Source organism: Sporolactobacillus inulinus (genome assembly GCF_006539285.1).
GTDB classification, from domain to species: domain Bacteria; phylum Bacillota; class Bacilli; order Bacillales; family Sporolactobacillaceae; genus Sporolactobacillus; species Sporolactobacillus inulinus.
This window is the reverse complement of record NZ_BJMS01000075.1, coordinates 1-17,533: the sequence shown is the minus strand read 5'-3', so window position 1 is coordinate 17,533 and position 17,533 is coordinate 1. Positions and strand designations below refer to the sequence as shown.

General features: G+C 46.5%; 17 protein-coding genes and 1 pseudogene. 13 read left to right on the top strand and 5 right to left on the bottom strand.

Annotation, left to right across the window (positions count from 1 at the left end; translation table 11 throughout):
* From SIN01_RS15065 to SIN01_RS10695, 4 genes and pseudogenes are all read left to right on the top strand, one after another.
* The coding region (locus SIN01_RS15065; RefSeq protein ID WP_170215009.1) for a homocitrate synthase/isopropylmalate synthase family protein at positions 1-895 on the top strand (895 nt) is incomplete at its 5' end.
* A 19-nt stretch (positions 896-914) separates the two neighbouring features.
* Positions 915-1,754: pseudogene (locus tag SIN01_RS10710) on the top strand (hydroxymethylglutaryl-CoA lyase-like TIM-barrel protein).
* Positions 1,755-1,919: 165 nt separating this feature from the next.
* The gene (locus SIN01_RS10700; RefSeq protein ID WP_010026628.1) at positions 1,920-2,537 is read left to right on the top strand and encodes a Fe-only nitrogenase accessory AnfO family protein; all 618 of its coding nucleotides are present in this window, start codon (positions 1,920-1,922) and stop codon (positions 2,535-2,537) included.
* Between the two features lie 82 nt (positions 2,538-2,619).
* Positions 2,620-3,132, top strand: a complete 513-nt coding sequence (locus tag SIN01_RS10695; RefSeq protein ID WP_010026629.1) for an acyl-CoA thioesterase — start codon at positions 2,620-2,622, stop codon at positions 3,130-3,132.
* A gap of 387 nt (positions 3,133-3,519) precedes the next feature.
* Here the strand turns inward: SIN01_RS10695 and SIN01_RS10690 are convergent, their stop codons facing one another.
* Genes SIN01_RS10690 through nrdJ form a run of 5 tightly spaced genes read right to left on the bottom strand, consistent with a single transcriptional unit; the run spans position 3,520 to position 8,208 of the window.
* Positions 3,520-4,332, bottom strand: a complete 813-nt coding sequence (locus SIN01_RS10690; protein ID WP_047034799.1) for an ATP-binding protein — start codon at positions 4,330-4,332, stop codon at positions 3,520-3,522.
* Positions 4,333-4,370: 38 nt separating this feature from the next.
* Complete coding sequence (locus tag SIN01_RS10685) at positions 4,371-4,955, bottom strand: cob(I)yrinic acid a,c-diamide adenosyltransferase (RefSeq protein WP_010026333.1); 585 nt, start codon at positions 4,953-4,955, stop codon at positions 4,371-4,373.
* A 44-nt stretch (positions 4,956-4,999) separates the two neighbouring features.
* Positions 5,000-5,428: a DUF4430 domain-containing protein gene (locus SIN01_RS10680; protein WP_010026331.1), complete on the bottom strand. Its 429-nt coding sequence runs from the start codon at positions 5,426-5,428 to the stop codon at positions 5,000-5,002.
* A gap of 33 nt (positions 5,429-5,461) precedes the next feature.
* A complete protein-coding gene (locus tag SIN01_RS10675; RefSeq protein WP_141306073.1) occupies positions 5,462-5,965 on the bottom strand; it encodes an ECF transporter S component in 504 nt (167 codons plus the stop codon).
* A gap of 17 nt (positions 5,966-5,982) precedes the next feature.
* Positions 5,983-8,208: a ribonucleoside-triphosphate reductase, adenosylcobalamin-dependent gene (gene nrdJ / locus SIN01_RS10670; RefSeq protein ID WP_010026329.1), complete on the bottom strand. Its 2,226-nt coding sequence runs from the start codon at positions 8,206-8,208 to the stop codon at positions 5,983-5,985.
* A 553-nt stretch (positions 8,209-8,761) separates the two neighbouring features.
* On the opposite strand from nrdJ, the gene mvk reads away from it, so the two are divergent.
* The 9 genes from mvk (at position 8,762) to SIN01_RS10625 (ending at position 17,373) form a co-directional block, all read left to right on the top strand.
* Positions 8,762-9,733 carry a mevalonate kinase gene (gene mvk / locus SIN01_RS10665; protein WP_237760114.1) on the top strand — a complete coding sequence of 324 codons (972 nt, stop codon included), beginning with the start codon at positions 8,762-8,764 and terminating at the stop codon, positions 9,731-9,733.
* A 31-nt stretch (positions 9,734-9,764) separates the two neighbouring features.
* On the top strand, positions 9,765-10,745 hold the full coding sequence (gene mvaD, locus SIN01_RS10660) for a diphosphomevalonate decarboxylase (protein WP_010026962.1): 981 nt from the start codon (positions 9,765-9,767) through the stop codon (positions 10,743-10,745).
* Between the two features lie 16 nt (positions 10,746-10,761).
* Positions 10,762-11,853 carry a phosphomevalonate kinase gene (locus SIN01_RS15455; RefSeq protein ID WP_010026963.1) on the top strand — a complete coding sequence of 364 codons (1,092 nt, stop codon included), beginning with the start codon at positions 10,762-10,764 and terminating at the stop codon, positions 11,851-11,853.
* Between the two features lies 1 nt (position 11,854).
* Complete coding sequence (fni, locus tag SIN01_RS15450; RefSeq protein WP_010026964.1) at positions 11,855-12,922, top strand: type 2 isopentenyl-diphosphate Delta-isomerase; 1,068 nt, start codon at positions 11,855-11,857, stop codon at positions 12,920-12,922.
* A 66-nt stretch (positions 12,923-12,988) separates the two neighbouring features.
* Positions 12,989-13,234 carry a hypothetical protein gene (locus SIN01_RS10645; protein WP_010026965.1) on the top strand — a complete coding sequence of 82 codons (246 nt, stop codon included), beginning with the start codon at positions 12,989-12,991 and terminating at the stop codon, positions 13,232-13,234.
* Between the two features lie 3 nt (positions 13,235-13,237).
* The gene (locus SIN01_RS10640; RefSeq protein WP_010026966.1) at positions 13,238-14,587 is read left to right on the top strand and encodes a tripartite tricarboxylate transporter permease; all 1,350 of its coding nucleotides are present in this window, start codon (positions 13,238-13,240) and stop codon (positions 14,585-14,587) included.
* A gap of 186 nt (positions 14,588-14,773) precedes the next feature.
* Entirely contained in the window at positions 14,774-15,868 is a 1,095-nt protein-coding gene (gene uvrC / locus SIN01_RS10635) for an excinuclease ABC subunit UvrC (RefSeq protein ID WP_052766814.1), read from the top strand.
* 97 nt (positions 15,869-15,965) lie between these two features.
* Entirely contained in the window at positions 15,966-16,760 is a 795-nt protein-coding gene (locus tag SIN01_RS10630; RefSeq protein ID WP_029548201.1) for a hypothetical protein, read from the top strand.
* Positions 16,761-16,809: 49 nt separating this feature from the next.
* Entirely contained in the window at positions 16,810-17,373 is a 564-nt protein-coding gene (locus SIN01_RS10625) for an NAD(P)H-dependent oxidoreductase (RefSeq protein WP_010025332.1), read from the top strand.
* The last annotated feature ends 160 nt before the right edge of the window (positions 17,374-17,533 follow it).

The window sequence follows — 17,533 nt, the reverse complement described above, 5'->3', positions numbered from 1 at the left end:
GTTATTAAAAATAAGCTGCGATAAGCTTGAACTCTCAGAAAAAGTCTATCAAGCGGTAAAACCGCTTCCCCCAGAAGGAAACTATGTATTAAGAATCAACAATCTTTCGGACCGAGATAAATATCCAGAATTTAACGAATTTGTTTGTGAAAATTTCTATATAGTTGGCGATCAATCCGTATCGACAGAAATTAAAATTGATCATATCACTGAAGTTGACAAATTAAATCACTATTCTCAGCTTCGAAAAATACGGATCAGCGGATTAGATGACGCGATGCTTCATGATTATGAAACGATTTTTAAAAAGATAAACGAAATGACCAACGGAACAATTGAATTCTGCCCGATGAATCGGCTCAAATGCGCAACCGCGATCGCTTCGGAGTGGGCCCTCTCGGACAATGATACAAATATTGTCACTTCCTTTGGTGCTTTAAAGGATTATGCACCATTAGAGGAATTGATGGGCGTCCTTCATATTCATCGTCGGCTAATGGGCAAACATGAATGTCAAAAATTTTCGCAAATAAGGGAATTAATTGAAAGGATCACGCGTGTTCCTTTTTTGAAACATAAAGCAATCATCGGAAGAGAAATTTTTCAGGTTGAATCGGGTATCCATGTTGATGGCATTCGAAAAAATCCACATTGTTATGAACCTTATGATCCTGAATCCGTCGGTCAAAAGCGGCAGATCGTTTTGGGAAAGAAAAGTGGAAGGGCGTCACTCGCGATAAAAATAAAGGAATTGGATCTTAACTTAGATGAACGGTTTTTGCCGCAAATTTTGCAAAAGGTCAAGACGTTAAGTATCAATAAAAACGCTAAGATTAGCGATGCGGAGTTCAGAAAAATTGTCGACGAAGTAGTCCAAATGAAGTGTATCAATTAATTAGAAAGGGAGTCTCTTAATGATGAGTCAGAAAATGAGAGCGATGAAAAAGCGAAAATATATTGTTGATACTACGTTAAGAGATGGCGAACAGTCCCCGTCGATAAGCTTTACACGTCAGCAAAAAATAGCCATTGCTTCTTTGCTGGATAATGCCGGTGTCAGTCAAATTGAAGTCGGTATACCATCTGAAAGCGCATATGAAAAAGAAACCATTTATCAAATCATTAGAAATAAGAAAAATGCAAAGATTGCTGTCTGGTCCAGACTTTCACTAAGCGATTTGCAGCACTGTATTGACTGTCAGCCGGATATTATTCATATCAGTATTCCGGTGTCAGGTATTCAAATTCATTCAAATCTTCATAAGGACGAAAATTGGATAATGGAGCAATTATTTGCTTGTCTGGAACTGTTGATTAATTATCGAATGAAAAATATATCGATTGGTTTTGAGGATGCTTTTCGTTCGAATGATGATTTTATGTATGAGATTATCAATATTTTACTGGATTTTAATATTAGAAGAATTCGACTCTCGGACACAGTTGGCACAGCGACCCCGTCTTTATGCAGACATAAATTTGAACGATTGTCGGTGTCTGCAAAGCCTTAGCCGAAGTTTGGGTTTCATGGGCATAACGATTTGGGAATGGCATTAGCCAATACAATTGAATCCTTAAAGGGTTCCTCCTGCGACTATGCAGATACAACATTGCTGGGGATCGGTGAGAGGACGGGGAACTGTGATTTTTTACAGCTGATACGCATTGCTCGGCCGATCTTTAATTTTGGTGTGTCTATTGAAAGAGCAGAAGACATCCAAAAAAAGTTTCTGAAAATCACGCGTTTGTTATAGAGTTGCGTGTTCACATCAGCTATTTTCCTGCTTTTAATTGACTGATAATTACATTTATTTCATGGTAATCACTTCTGCAGGCAATCATAAGCGACACCTTTATTTTGACAAGAGGAAGCTAGGGACAAGCAGCTAAGCTAGGCATGAAGCAGGGGGAGGGTAACAATGGCTAAGCTCGTAGTGTTTTCATCGGAAAACGGACTGTGCCCATTTAAAATGGCCGATCAATTGATTGTTTATGAAAAGATCGAAAAAAGATGGGTGATTAACAGAAAAATAAAAATGAATAATCAACAGCCGCGCTCTATTCGGGCACAAAGAAAGTATGTTGAGGAGCTACTTCCTTTGATTTATGATTGCAAAATTCTTGTCGGGAAAGAGATTAGCGGAATTCCTTATGTCGTTTTTGACAAAGCCGGGTTTCATGTTTTTCAGGTAAATCAACTCTCGGATGAACAGTTTGAAGCAATCATCCGAGAAATCCATTCCATTGAAAGCGACAATGCGGTTAAGAAAGAAATTTTGAAAAAAGCAGTACCGGTACCGACTGAAAATAAAGATGTCTATTTTTTAGATTTGGTCAAACTTCAGAAGAGATTTCCAGAAGTCACGTCAAAACAGGCGTTAAAGCCCTTTATATCCCAGACTCCCTTTCTAGAACTGCATTTATATTGCAAGCATACACCGCCATGGATTGAAAGGGACGGCAGATATATCGTCGAATCGAAACCGGCGAAAAGCGACCAATATATTGTTATCAAAGCCAAACCCAATCATAAATAATAAATTCAAATCACGAACCGTCTGTTGCGAATACAGAGGATTTTCAGTATGAACTCAGAAGGGTCGATGAAGGAGGACAACTATGGAATCGAAAAAGGCCAGAGAATCATTTTCAGTGACCTCAATTCACGTTTTACCAAACGATACAAATAACCATGGCACATTTTTCGGTGGAAAACTGATGATGCATGTGGATAATATTTCTTTAACGGCTGCCACTCGCCATTCGCGCAGGCTCGTTGTAACTGCTTCTATTGATTCGGTTGATTTTCTGCGACCGATCTATGCGGGTTCGTCAGTTTGCTTAGAGGCATTCGTGACATGGAGTCACAACACCTCGATGGAAGTATTTGTGAAAATTATTGATGAAAATCTTAAAACCGGTGTACGTCAATTATGCACGACGTGCTTTTTAACTTTCGTAGCACTTGATGACTATGGAAAGCCGACTTTAGTTCCTAAAGTAATTCCTGAAACCGAGGAGGAACAGTTCCTTTTTGAAAGTGCAGAAAACCGTTATCAGAGTCGGAAAAAACGCAAACAGCAAACGAAAGAATTTACTGCAGGACTGACGCTTGAGAAGCCTTGGGAATAACTGTCTTATTTTGCGCCACAAGCATCTTCATTTTGGACGACGCTTCTCAGGGTACGACGCCAGAAACTTTATTGCGCAAATTTAAGTTATTGACGAACAACGATTTGAGCGGCAAAAGTGACACTGCTTGATTCGGAAGAGCTTGAAGCGCCGCTATGTCTGATCAATCAAAAAGAGGGTGTCTCAAAAGTCAATTGACTTTTGAGACACCCTTAAAAAACGTCTATTTTGGGATTAAGCGCGAAGATGCGAGACTCCTGCGGAGCGTTCCCGTTGATCGCGAGCCGGAGGAGACCCCGCAAGCCTTACAGGTTCAGTCGAGGAGGCTCCTGGATCGCCCACGGTCGCGCTCTGTTGATGCGAGCAGCTCGACGCCGTTATTTCTTTTTACTGTTCATCATCCTCGATAAAGCGTGCAAGACGATAGCTGTAGTCACCGTCTAAGTGTACAAGATCCGCTTTGGACATATTCTCTAGAAAACGGTCGATAATTTTAGGACCGTAATCGAGATCGAGTTCTGAGATTGATCGATTTGTCGTCACCAGCAGACTTTTCGATAATCGCGCATTGAGTATGGCGAACATGAGCTCCTTCGACCATGGAGTAATCCCTTCTGCACCAACGTCATCCAGAATGAGCAGATCGGCATCGGCGATGAAGGTCATCAGATCGCGTTCAGTGAGCGTACTCTCCTTCGTCCAGGTTGATTTAAAGATGAGCTTTAGAGCTGGAACATCGATAAATAAGCATGTTTTATGATATTTTTGGTCAAGCAGTTTACTGATCCCCACGGCTAAATGCGATTTTCCGAGGCCGGGTTTGCCATAATAGAACATTCTCGCCGGCTTATTTTCTCCTATTTTTTCAACAAATTCAACGGCATGTTCAACGGCATGGATCTGTGACGCATTCTGAGCGGAAAAATTTTTTAATGTCGCCTGTTTTAAGGCATCGTTGATCGTCGACAGTTCGTAAAAGCGTTCACGCTTGATTCTGTCGGCCTCTTGTAGCGCTTGCTGAGAAAACGAGCAGTCACAAGGCTCGGTGATCGTCGTCCATGAACCTTTTCGCGGCCCGCCGATCATGCGCATTTTATAGACATTCAACGCTCTGCCGCAATTGCGGCAATGGCTCACATTGACTAAGGTTCGTTTCAAATCGATGCCATCTACATTTAAGAAATTAGCTAAGCGACGCATGGTGACACCAGCCTTTATGAGGCGGATTAATGCTGCACTTATTTCTTAGTATCATGCTTATTCCCCCGAAAGACGCGAGCACTTCGAACATAGGCAACATCCTTTACCTGGAGCCGAAAGTTGGCAACGCGTGCAGCGGCAAAAAAGTAATCAGAGAGACGGTTGATATAGCGCAAGGGTAGAGAGGACAGTGCCTGATCCTGCTTCATAAGACCTGCGATGCATCGCTCGGCTCGCCGTGCCACGGTGCGGGCGATGTGGAGCGAGGCAGATGCGGCAGTCCCTCCAGGAAGAATAAAGCGTTCAATGTTCGGCGCTTCATCGGTTAACGCATCGATCCGCGTCTCCAGCCAATCGACCATTTCTTGGTGTAATTTGTTCGGTCGTTCCTTAATCACGCTTGCCAGATCGCTGCCGCAGTCAAACAATTCATGTTGAATCTTCTCCAAGTCATCCAAAAGATCCTGAAATAGGGCGGGATCAAGCTGGGCAATGGCCAACCCGACAAAACTATTGGTTTCGTCAACCGTTCCATAGGCCTCGATTCGAATGTCGTCCTTATCCCGCCGACCGCCAATGATGCTTGTCTGCCCCTTGTCACCCGTTCGCGTATAAATTGCCATGGTTTTTCACTTCTTTCGTCAGCATTGCTTCAGTTCTAAAGTCTTTAAAACTTGCTATAGTACCAGACGATCTGATCCTTTTTTTGAACCTTTACGGCACCAGCGCCGACATTGGGCTGTTTGCCGTTAACGGTGAACAGCCAGCCGGCGTTCTTTGAGGCTTTTTTGTTGTTTAAGCTTGTCACATAGACCATTTTGCCACTGCCGCTGCTGCTCATTTCGAGATGCTGTTTTTTACTGAATTTTTGAAGCAGGCTAAAGACGGTTTCGTTTTTTGAAAATGCGATTTTGCCTTCTTGTACATGGGAACCGTTCTTAATACTGATAAAAGCGCTTGGAGCAGCAGTTTGAGCCGTGCGTGCGGCTGGTTTTGCTGCAGCGTTCTGCGCCGTTTGATGTCCGGTCCAAAAGCCTGCACCAAATAATAAGGCGGCTGCAAGTAGCGCTATGATGACTCGATAAATGGTTTTCATTATTTTTGTCTCCTCTTCGTGTAGGGTGTTTGCTTAACGGGTCTGTTTGTTCAATTTACGGGCTTCAGCTGCGAAGACTTTGAACAAAAGCGGAGAAAACAAACCGAAAATGAGATTTCCTGCCGCGTGATAGAGATCAAAAGGCAGTCCGCTGATCCATAGACCGACGACCGTTAAGGGATTTTGGGTGAAAACAAAATAGGACAAAGCCATGATCATACCAAACACTAATCCGCTCACGAACAGCCATAAGAAATAGAGCCACCGCTTCTGTGGAAGCAGTGCGGAAAGGAGTCCGATCAGTCCCCACGCGACAATGTGAAAAAGCGTCCAATAGCCGAGGCCGAGAAACAGATCGGAAACCAGCGCCGTTAATAGCCCTTCAGCAGCCCCCATCTTCCAGCCAAAAAACCATCCGGTCAGGATGATGATGAGTGTCGCCGGTTGGATATTCATTCCGTGAATCGCAAGTCGACCGGCGACCGCGGCTGCAGTCAGCAAAGAGAGCAGTGTCATTTTATGAATGGCCAGCATCATGGTACCCTCCAGGTCACTTATTTTACCGGACAAGCGCCACCGACGCAGTCGCTTTGATCGACGATTTCAAGGTCTTTCTGTTCCTTGAGACGGAGCGTTCGATAGAGTTCAGCAACATCCGCGCCAATTTTGGCTTTGCGCTCAAGATACGCTGCTTTACTGATCGGCTCTTTCGGTGCTTGAGCAAAGCCGTGTCCGCTGTAGGGAAGCAGCGAGGTTGACTTGCACCGGCTTCGGTATTGCTGAAGCAGTCCGGCAATCTTAGAGGCTTCCTCTTTATGGAACGTAATGGTGCAGCTGACCGAATTGTCTGACCAGTAGGTTTGCAGAAACAGCTGCGTCGCAAACTGTTCGCCGATCGATACATCATTCGCGGATACAAAGCCTTTATGATCAGCACTGCCGGCTTTGACCGGAAATTCGACGACCATTGTATTTTCAGAGTATACATCTTTTTCGATCGTATAGCCGGCTTTTTGCAGCACGGGCAGTAAGGGATCACTGTCCTGAAAACGGATGCGCTGAATCAAGTATTTATCAAAACTAAAGTGCATTCCTTCGGATATCCCGACAAGCTTTGAGACCGTTCCGGAAGGTTTGACGGTTGTGTGTTTGATTGATGGACTGCAGCCGAGTGTCTGGGAATACCGTTGATCGGCTTTGACGACCATTTGATAAAAGGCATCAACACATTGTGCCGCTTGCTCATTAAATACCGGTTTTTGATATAAAGTTCCGCTTTCCGGGTCTTGCGCATCAACGAATCCGCTGATGAGACGTTCGCCAAATCGTTCGAGCACCCAGTCTTGGATGCCGCTCATTGAGATGCCGATGCGCCGATTTTTCTCGATAATTGTTCTTGAGCATTGCCAATCATAGTGCGAGAACGTGACGCGTTTGGCATAGCGGACGGCAAGACTGAAGACTTCTTCCATCGACCAGCCCATCTCTTCTGCAATCCCTGGGAAGACTTCAAATAAGTTGCAGGGTTCGCCGTTTCCTAATGAGATTTCGCCGCAGGGGTTGGTTCCTTCTGCATCAGCGTCGATGCCCGGCTGACGACCGTCTGCAAACCGCCCGTAGTTGCGGATGTTGTCCAGATTGACGATACCCGGTTCTCCATTTTTGGCAATCGCCTCGGCAACCGCATCGTAGTGATTAAAATCAGGAGTGACCAGCACACTGTTGTTTGAGGCCCAGCGATGATCCATTAATTGTTCCTGATCCTGTTTCATCGTGACGAAGGCCTGGTCGTCCGGATCACCAAGGGCAATTTCCGCACTGCGGCGCACATTGCCGGCAACGACATTTTTGCCGATTAAATTGCAGATGTCCGTGCAGTCCACGGATGTGAGCTGTCTCCCATTTGCCTGATTCAGCACACGGTTTACTGCACCCAGCATTTCAATGAACGGAACAGGACCTGCGGCCACACCGCCGAATCCTTTAATTTTTTCCCCTTTTTCACGAATCGCGCTGACATCGATGACCACATGCGATGCATGGTCAATCATAGACGAGAAGTGGGCATCAATGAGCAGGGCGTTCGATTCTACCCATCCTTCGCGTGTATCCGGCGTTTGGTAACAGAGATAAGATGCGCGGTCATGATCCTGATACCAGGTATCGGCATCTTGAGCACCTGCCTCAAGCGCTGCTGCGTAATCTCCATTTTCTTTACTAATTAGAATATCCAGCTTCACGTGACGCGTCACCGGAGGGATTTGACGAATATTTGCTCTAGAAACGGAGAAACCGACACCGCCGCCCTTCATCAATTCGTCAAACAGGAAAGAGAAGGGCATGGATACGGCCGGCTGCTCTTTCTTCAGATAGAAAGGAACGATGTGGCTGTCCCCATAGGCTTGGGGACGAATCGCAATAAACCAGCAATTATTCAATGCATCGCCGACACGCTGCTGATAGTCTGTACCGGAGATCCAAAGGTTGCGCCCTGATGGGGTGGAGCACAGGCTGTAAATGAGTTTAAATAAGCGCTCGGCTTCTTTTCCAAGCTCACGGACGGTTGCTTCGGATACCTGATCCGCATGGAGTCTCGGATCCAGATTAATATTGCCTTCAACCACTCGCCTTACCGTCTCGTCCCATTCTTCGTAGCGGCCAAGCGGCTCAATCCAGCGGGCATAGGTTCTTTTATAGGTGACCCATCCGAGTTCACCCCAGTGCGGCTGAACTTCCGACTTTATCTTTTGTATGTAAGCATCTGATAATTTAATCTGCATTATTTTACTCCTCTCGACGACGTTTCCTGCTCATCGTAACTAGATATCGTATTAAAGTCAATAATATAATCAATATATAGTATTCCCGGCTTTTTCGGTACAATCATGCATGGTTATCGGATTTTTGCTGTGACAGCCTTTGGATGCATCAATCCAGTTAAATAGAGTGTCACATAATTGTCACTTCATGAAAACATACAGTATAGACCTCTTATCAGCACAATAGCTGCGCAGGAGACAAGACTTTTTCTGATGAGTGAGGACCAGCGGCATAACGGTTTTGCTGATCGGGGATCGATGACTAAAAAAAAAACTGAGCTTATCCTTGAAATTGAGAATCGTTATCAATAAAATGTGTAAGTGGAGAATAGTCGTCTGCGTTTCAACCAATGCTTAAATAAGTACGGGTCTTGAATTCGAACGGCATCATTCTGATTATTGAACTGTTTTTTTTGATCTCTGCATCGGTAGGGGGATTTATACGATTCGGGACCCCTCCCTTGGCAGTGCTTCTTGATAAATACTGCAGACTCTAGTGGAAGATGAGGAAACAATGATGAGAGACCACGAAACTGGAATTGGCGTGAGCAGCAGTAAAATTATTCTGATTGGCGAACACTCGGTTGTTTACGGAAAACCGGCGATTGCTCTGCCCGTTCCGGCAGTGCATGCAGTGACGCAAACAACGCGCTGTCTTGGACCGCTGAGGCTGCAATGCAGCTTCTATAATGGCATTTTGAATGATGGAACGGATCAGATTGCCGGACTCAGAACGGTTATTCCGGCCGCACTGCACGTTTTAAAGCGGCCTGAAAAAGATGTAACGATCACTATTAACAGTGCGATTCCTGCAGCGCGCGGCATGGGCTCAAGCGCCGCCGTTGCGATATCGGTAGTTCGTAGTTTATTCAACTATTTTGAAACACCGCTTGAGCGAAATGTACTGCTCAATCTCGTCGGCGTTTCTGAAAAATATTTTCATGGAAATCCGAGCGGTCTCGATGCAGCTGCGGCCAGCAGTACGCATCCGATTTTCTTTATGAAAGGAAAAGGCATGGAATGGATTCACCATAAGCTGCGCGGTTGTTTGGTCATTGCCGATAGCGGTATAAAAGGGCAGACGAAGCGTGCGGTCACCGCCTTGAAACAACGTCTGCTGCAAAGCGCGCTGCTCCGGCGGAAAGTAAACCAATTAGGTGTCCTTACTTCAAGCGCAAGAGAGGCGTTGGAGACCGCAAAAGAAGAAGCCTTGGGCTCCATATTGCTGGACGCGCATCTTCTTCTGCAAGAGCTGGGCGTCAGCCATCCTTCTTTGGATTATTTAGTTGCAACGGCGATGAAGGATGGGGCGATTGGCGCGAAGATGACCGGCGGGGGATGCGGCGGCTGCATGATCGCACTGGTAAAGGATGTGCGTAAGGCGCATGATCTAGCAAATAAGTTAATGGGTGCCGGCGCAGCTAAGACTTGGATTCAGCCGCTTCAGGGCAGAAATCTTCCGGTCAATGCCGGGTTCTTGGACTGACCTGATATAAGAGAGAAGGAGAGTGAGTGCATTGTATGCTGCTGCACGCGCGTATACAAATATTGCTTTGATTAAGTATTGGGGGAAGAAGGACGAGCAGCTCATTCTGCCGATGAACAGTAGTTTGTCGCTTACGCTCGATGCGTTCTATACGGAAACTAGTGTTGAACCACTGCAAGGGCTGCACGAAGATGAAGTGATTATGGCTGGCGCGCCTTTAAGCGGCGCTCCCGCTGCAAAAATCAGTCGTTTTATGGACCTTGTTCGTGAAAAATCGAGAAATCACATGTTTGCTCGAATTGTAACCAGGAATCACGTTCCGGTGGCCTCCGGCTTTGCGTCTTCGGCCTCTGGTTTTGCTGCTCTTTCAGCCGCAGCAGCTCGTGCCTACGGCCTGGACTGCTCGGGAACTGCGCTCTCTCGGCTTGCGCGTCGCGGTTCGGGCTCGGCTTCACGTTCGATTTACGGCGGTTTTGTTAAATGGATGAAAGGAACAGACGATGCGAGTTCTTATGCGGTGCCGGTTGATCCGGCAAACTGGCCGATTTGCCTCTTGGCCGTTGCGGTGAACAAGCAGCCCAAAAAGATTTCCAGTCGCGAAGGAATGAGGCGAACCGTCAAGACATCATCCTTTTATCCAGTTTGGATCAAAGAGGCGGAAAGGGATCTTGCCAGAATAGAACCGGCGATTCGAGAACACGATTTGGATATGATTGGCAAAATTGCTGAAGCAAATGCACTAAAGATGCATGCGGCGATGCTGGCAGCGGAGCCCCCCTTTACTTACTGGGAGGAAGGAACAATGACTGTGATGCGACGCGTCGTTTATCTGCGCGAGCAAGGCATACCGTGCTTTTTTACGATGGATGCCGGTCCAAATGTCAAACTGCTTTGCTCGGAAGCAGGTGTCGATCGGATTCTTGAAGATCTATCTGAATTTTTCCCTCCAGAATCCTTGACTGTTGCCCGGCCGGGACCTGGCGTTGACTATTTGGAGAACCCTATTCAGTGAAGGAGACATTCACAATTTGAATGGCGTACAATCTGCACCTGGAAAACTTTATATAGCGGGGGAGTATGCGGTTGTTGAACCAGGCTACCCTGCCATCATTGCTGCAATCGACAAATCCGTCACTGTGACCATTGAAAGAAAGGAAACACGTGGCCGAATTCAATGGGCAAATGCAACGCTCGACTTGAGACGCAGTGCAACGAACCAATGGAACACGGATGGTGATGTTTCTCCATTCCGGTTTGTCTTATCGGCAATCGAACGAACCGAGCGGTACATACGATCGCTCGGAAAACAACTTGGCGTTTATCAACTATCCGTCAGTAGTGATCTGACAAGAAAAGATGGCAGAAAGTATGGATTAGGTTCCAGTGCTGCTGTGACGGTTGCCTGCACTAAGGCAATCCTCGCTTTCTATGATGTGAAGATTGATCAACAAATCGTATTCAAGCTGGCTGCCCTTGCACATCTTGCGGTTCAAGGGAACGGATCATGCGGGGATATTGCTGCCGCTGTTTACGGTGGTTGGATTGCCTACAGCTCATTTGATCGTAAATGGTTGGCGCCGTTCATTTCTTCAGAAAATGATTGGCTTGAACTGCTCGAGTTGGATTGGCCGAAGTTGTCGATTCAGCCGCTTGTGCTTCCAACGGATCTGCACCTCATTGTCGGCTGGACAGGAACGCCTGCCTCAACAGCCAAGCTCATTAATCGAGTGGAGAAAGCAAGACGTGGTAAGGAAAAAGGTTACCAACACTTTTTGAAGCAAAGCAAAACATGTGTTGAAAGAATGATCGCCGGTTTTTTAAAGCAGCAGCCAGAGTTGGTTTTGGAAGGGATTCGCGAAAACCGCAGGATTCTTGCTCAATTGGCCAAGCTGTGCGGAATCCTCATTGAAACCGATAAACTGCATCAGCTCTGCACCATTGCCGAAAACCATCGGGGCGCGGCAAAACCATCGGGTGCCGGCGGAGGCGACTGCGGCATCGTTCTCGCTGATCAGCAGACCGATCAGAAGGCGCTCATCGAAGAATGGAACGCACATGAAATTACTCCGCTTGATCTGCATGTATCGGACAGAGAGAGTCAAAAGGAAGAAGGATCGTGAGATGGAATCGCGTAAAGATCAGCATGTCCGGCTATTTCAGGAAACCCACCAGAAGCATACGAATGATTTTGATTCTGTAAAATTTATACATGACGCGCTGCCGGAAATGAGCCTTAAGCAGGTTAATTACACAACGGATCTGTCTTTTGGCAGGTGGCCGGTTCCTTTCTTTATCAATGGGATGACCGGGGGTAGCGCGAAGACAAAGAAGATCAATGAATGTCTGTCAAAGGCGGCGGCAGAAACGGGGCTTGCGGTTGCATCCGGTTCGCAGAAGGCGGCCTTAAGAGACCCGGAATTGCGTGACACGTTCCAGGTGCTGCGCCGCGTCAATCCGAATGGATTTATTTTTGCGAATATCGGTGCTGAACTCGATGGGGAACAAGCGAAACGTGCGGTCGCGATGCTGGAAGCAAATGGGCTGCAGGTGCATTTAAATGCCCCACAAGAAATCGTAATGCCTGAAGGGGATCGCGATTTTTCTTCATGGCTAAAAAATCTGGAACGGATTGTCCGCTCTGTTGATGTTCCTGTTGTCGTGAAAGAGGTGGGGTTCGGAATGAGCCGTGCGACTTATCAGAAGCTGATCAATGCAGGTGCTGCGGCCATTGATGTTGCCGGTAACGGAGGGGTGAATTTTATCACAATTGAGAATCTCCGCCGTGAGCGGGCACGATTTGACTACTTGCAGGACTGGGGTCAGTCGACGGTCATCTCGATGCTTGAAGCACAACCCTATATTGATCAGACGGTCTTCTTTGCGTCCGGAGGGGTGCGCAATCCGCTGGATGTTCTGAAAGCTCTTGCACTTGGGGCCCGTGCGGTCGGTATTTCAGGAACCTTTCTTCATACAGCACTCGCAGAAGGAAAGGATGGACTGATTGCCCAGATTAATGAATGGAAAGAACAGATGAATCAGATTATGCTGCTCCTCGGCTGCTCAAATGTACAGGCACTTCGGAACAAGAATCTGATCCTGAGCGGGGCCCCTTTCGAATGGGCACGTCTAAGAGGACCACGGCCCGAAGCGCTGGCTACCCGTTCAGGTAAGGGAACAGAAAAGGCGTGAAAAGGGGACGGTCCTGCTTGCACACCATGCTCCTGCCTACTGAATCAGAAAGGAGAGTCGTTATCTATGACTGCACGTTCAAAACAGGATTTCGAAATGATTGAAATATGGGATGATGTTGTCCGGATCAAGGATCTTGTCCTCGCGATTGTGATCAACAGCATCACAACATTAGGCGGCTATTTTGCTGCACCAAATCACGCGCCGATGCCGCTCTTGTTTGGCTTAATCGGAGCGGTTATCGGGTTTATAATTTGCTCACTCTTCATTAAGCCGAAACGCATCTTTGAAGAGACGGAAAGTGAGGAATAATGGATGGATCTTATCCTTTTAGCAGAAATGATCGCTGCAGCTGTTGCGGCTGCACTTTTATATACAATTATTGGCATCATCCCGGGGACGGACGAAACGGCCGTTCTGGTTCCCGTCACGCTTATCTTAGTGCTCGCCGGTGTTCAACCCGTTATTGTCCTCTGCTTTTTTATTTCAGCTGTGATTGCCAATAACCTGATGGATGCGGTTCCTGCCGCCATTGTCGGGATTCCCGGCGGCGTTATGGCAAGTCCGCTCGTTGACCATGCGCAGTTGCTTAAACGAAAGGGAATGGCCGACCGCTCGCTGCGCAAAATGGCCGCGGGTTCGCTGATCGGTGTACTGGTCAGTGTTCCGGTCAGTTTGCTGCTTGCAAGAAGTCTAATCCCGCTTGCTGAAGCAATTAAAGCGTACGCCAACCCGCTCTTCTTTGCTGGCGCTGTTTTACTTGCCTTGCTGAGTAAGAATAAGTTACTGGCACTTGCCTCCATTCTCCCTTTCACACTGCTCATTGAAGGGCTGCGCTATCTCTATTGGGGCATCGGCATTGTACCAAGGGGAACCACAGTGTTCATCTCATTCTTTCTTGGCATAACGATTGGACCGGTCATTCTAACTCTGTTTGAGCTACTGAATAAAGAGAAAAGAGAGCGGCTGACGTGTGATCAGCCGCGCAGGATTACCCTTCAGAAAGTGCCCTTCGAATGGAAATCGCTTAATCCGTTTCAGGCGTTGAAAAAACAGGAATGGGTCACAAGCGCCGGCGCGTCACTGATCAGTTGTTTCACTTTTATTCTTAGCCCGGTCGGGATGACGACGCTTCTTGGCGAACTCTTTTCAAAACGGACGCAAGATCCGGTCGAACGGTCGGTGCTTGCCATTACAACGATGAATGCACTGGCAAACGCGACCTATCTTTCCGGGACGCTGATCCCGTTGATCGCGTTAGGCATACCCCTTTCTCCGGTTGCCATAGGCCCTGCTCATGCGCTGTTTGACGCACCACCGGTCTTTACCACAACGCACAATATGCACCATATCCTTTCGCAGACTGATTTCATTTTGGCGACGGTGATTGGCGCCGGCGTTGCTCTCGTTGTCACGTATACGCTGGCAATCAAATATGCGCAATCGATTTGTGCCTTTGTGTTCAAACGGATTCCCCACGAAGCAATCCTCGGCTTGTTTTGCGCTTTTGTTCTCCTGCTTGCGTATATGGATGCGGGTTGGATGAATATCGGCGGCGTCATGTTGATCGGACTTGTTTCCGGACTGCTTCACCGCTGGGGCGTGGGGTACGGGATATTATTCATGGTCTTGTATGCGGCGCCATGGCTCGTTTCGGGATTCTGATCACGATCCGTTCTGGAGCGGGCCGCGCCGAAGTATTCACTAGGCTGATCCGCGCACATGGTGTAGGAGTGATCACTGATTTCTGAGTGAACCGGCCCATTAATTTTGACCGATGAACCAGAGCAGGACGCCTACACAATAGGTGCTGATTCAACCAAAAGATGATGAAACGCGGAGGTGAACGAGATGAATCCGGCGATTCGAGATAAACTTTCCTTGCTTCCGAAACAGCCCGGCTGTTATCTGATGGAGGATCATTGCGGTACGGTCATTTATGTTGGAAAAGCAAAGATCTTAAAGAGACGCGTGCGCTCTTACTTCATCGGCAAACATAATCCAAAGACGGAGAAATTAGTGAGTCAAATTGCTGATTTTACGTTTATTGTGACTGCCTCTGATGTTGACGCACTCATTCTTGAAAATAATTTAATTAAAAACTATCATCCTAAATACAACATCTTGCTGAAAGATGATAAAAGCTATCCCTATATAAAAATAACGGATGAGCGCCATCCCAGGCTCATCATTACTCGACAGGTGAGCAAAGATAAGGGAAGGTATTTCGGGCCTTTCCCCAATGTAAGTGCTGCCAATGAAACGAAAGCACTGCTGGATCGTCTCTACCCATTAAGGCGCTGCCCACTTTCTGCCCAGCGGCCATGTCTCTATTACCAGATCGGCCGATGCATTGGATGTTGTGCCAGAGAAGTGAGCGAAGAAGAATATCGCCAAGTGACGCGTAAAATCGTTCATTTTTTTAATGGCGGGTTTAGAGCGGTCGCGCGAAAATTAAAAGAGCAGATGCGTGAGGCATCGGATCGGTTAGACTTTGAGAAGGCCCAGGAGCTCCATGATTTGATCTCTTGTATTGAAGCTACGATGGACAAGCAGAGCATCAATAACCTCGATTTCGTCGATCGCGATGTGTTCGGTTACGCTCTTCAAGAAGGCTGGCTATGCGTGCAGGTTTTCCATATTCGCTGCGGTAAATTAATGCAACGCGCAGCTTCATTCTTTCCCGTGTATGCTGAGCCGGAAACGAGTATTCGTGCTTATCTGGGACAATTTTATTTGGGAAATCACCAGATCAAGCCAAAAGAAATCTTAATGCCGGAATTGGATGATGAAAAAACGATCCAAGAATTTCTAGGTATCCGTTTGATCCATCCCAAACGTGGCACAAAAAAGAATCTTGTACAGATGGCCTGTCAAAATGCACGGGTAGCGTTGCAAAATAAGCTGTCGTTATCGGGATTGGAATCAACGGGCAATAAGGACTGAATCCTGTTTGTAAAAAGGGGGCATTTGCGTTATGTCCTGTTCTCATTTAAATAAAAATAAAGCCCTCTCTTCAAACAGAGGGGATGCGAAACAATTAATGGAAGCATTTGTCGAATCTGGTTCGTATAAACGGTTAAAAGAACTTGAAAAGGAAGGGAGGACACTTCGCGACCGTGTGCGTGGCTGTCTCAGTAGCGGTGAATCAAGAAGGTACGAGATTGGCAGTCATTTGGTTGCGAAGTTCATTCCTAAAAAAATTTATCAATACGATTATCCTGGACTCAATGAATATCTGTATAATCTCGGATTACTCCAGAAACTGACGATACTGACCAGTCGAAATTTGAACAAAGACCAGAAACTGCTGGACTTATTTGAACCGTACCACTTAACTCCAGAATATTATGTTAAGCCCTCTTTTAATCGAGCGGGGCAGGAACTGATAAAGGGTGAGCGAACACCTGAAGTGCATGTGACGCTGCACGATGCGGCGATAAGAATAAGCCAAAATCGAAGTCAATTAAAAGCCGTAAAAGCTGAGTATGAAAAGCTGAAGGATGAATTGGCCCAATCCAATCAATTATCGGTGAACAAGATCGTGACTTATAAATACGGCTCATTATCCCTTCGTCGAAAACCGCTGCGTTATCGGATCATGCATCGTACAAATCAAAGGATAATTCATGCGTTAATTGAATTTGGAAAACCAAGTTTTGATGGAATTGACCATTACCTGTATAAAGGAATCATTAAAAAGAGCGAATTTGAGGCATTTAGGACGCTTAAGGATGTTCGATTAGATTTTGTTATTCTTGACTTGGACGATGAGGCGAAGATGCAGAATTATTTCCACCGAAAATGGACCAATCATTTACTATTTTTGAATGAGTGAACGAAGTATAATGAGTTTAAGGACAAGTTTTCCCAAGGGAGGAATCGATATGTCCGAGCAGACGGTTCTGATTATTAACGGTAGAGATATGCGCTATGGTTCTGCTAAGGGCGCGTTGAACACATTTCTAGCGGATACAGCTGCAAGTCATTTGAAAGAAGAAGGGTTCACCGTAGAGACAACGCGCGTGGCGGACGGATACGAGATTGCAGAAGAAGCGCGCAAGTGGCAGCAGGCAGATGTGGTTCTCTTTCAGTTTCCGATTTATTGGTTTGCTGCACCCGCCGTTTTAAAACGGTATATTGAAGAGGTTTACCAGCACGACACGTTTTATTCCAGCGCCCCGGAATACGGACGCGGAGGACTGTTGCATGGGAAACGCTACTTGGTTTCCACCACTTGGAACGCGCCAAAGGACGTATTTGCCGACCCTTCCTCATTTTTCAACGGCCGTTCCGTTGATGACGTGCTTGCCGATTTTCACTTCACGCAAGCGTTTGTCGGATTAACAAGGCTGCCAAGCATTTCTTTTCATGACGTCATCAAGCATCCTGATGCAGCAGCTTATGCAGAACAATTAAAAACGCATCTCAACAAAGCATTAAACATCTAATTTAAGGGATTCAATGGTCAAAGGGAAGATCCGTTTACCCACTACGCGGAGCATTGGCAGATTCCTTTTGTTAATAAGCAAGAATAGTAGGAAACATGCGCAGCCGCATGTTTCTTTTTTTTGCAGTTTATGATTTGGCCCTTTCTTCAAACCAATAGAC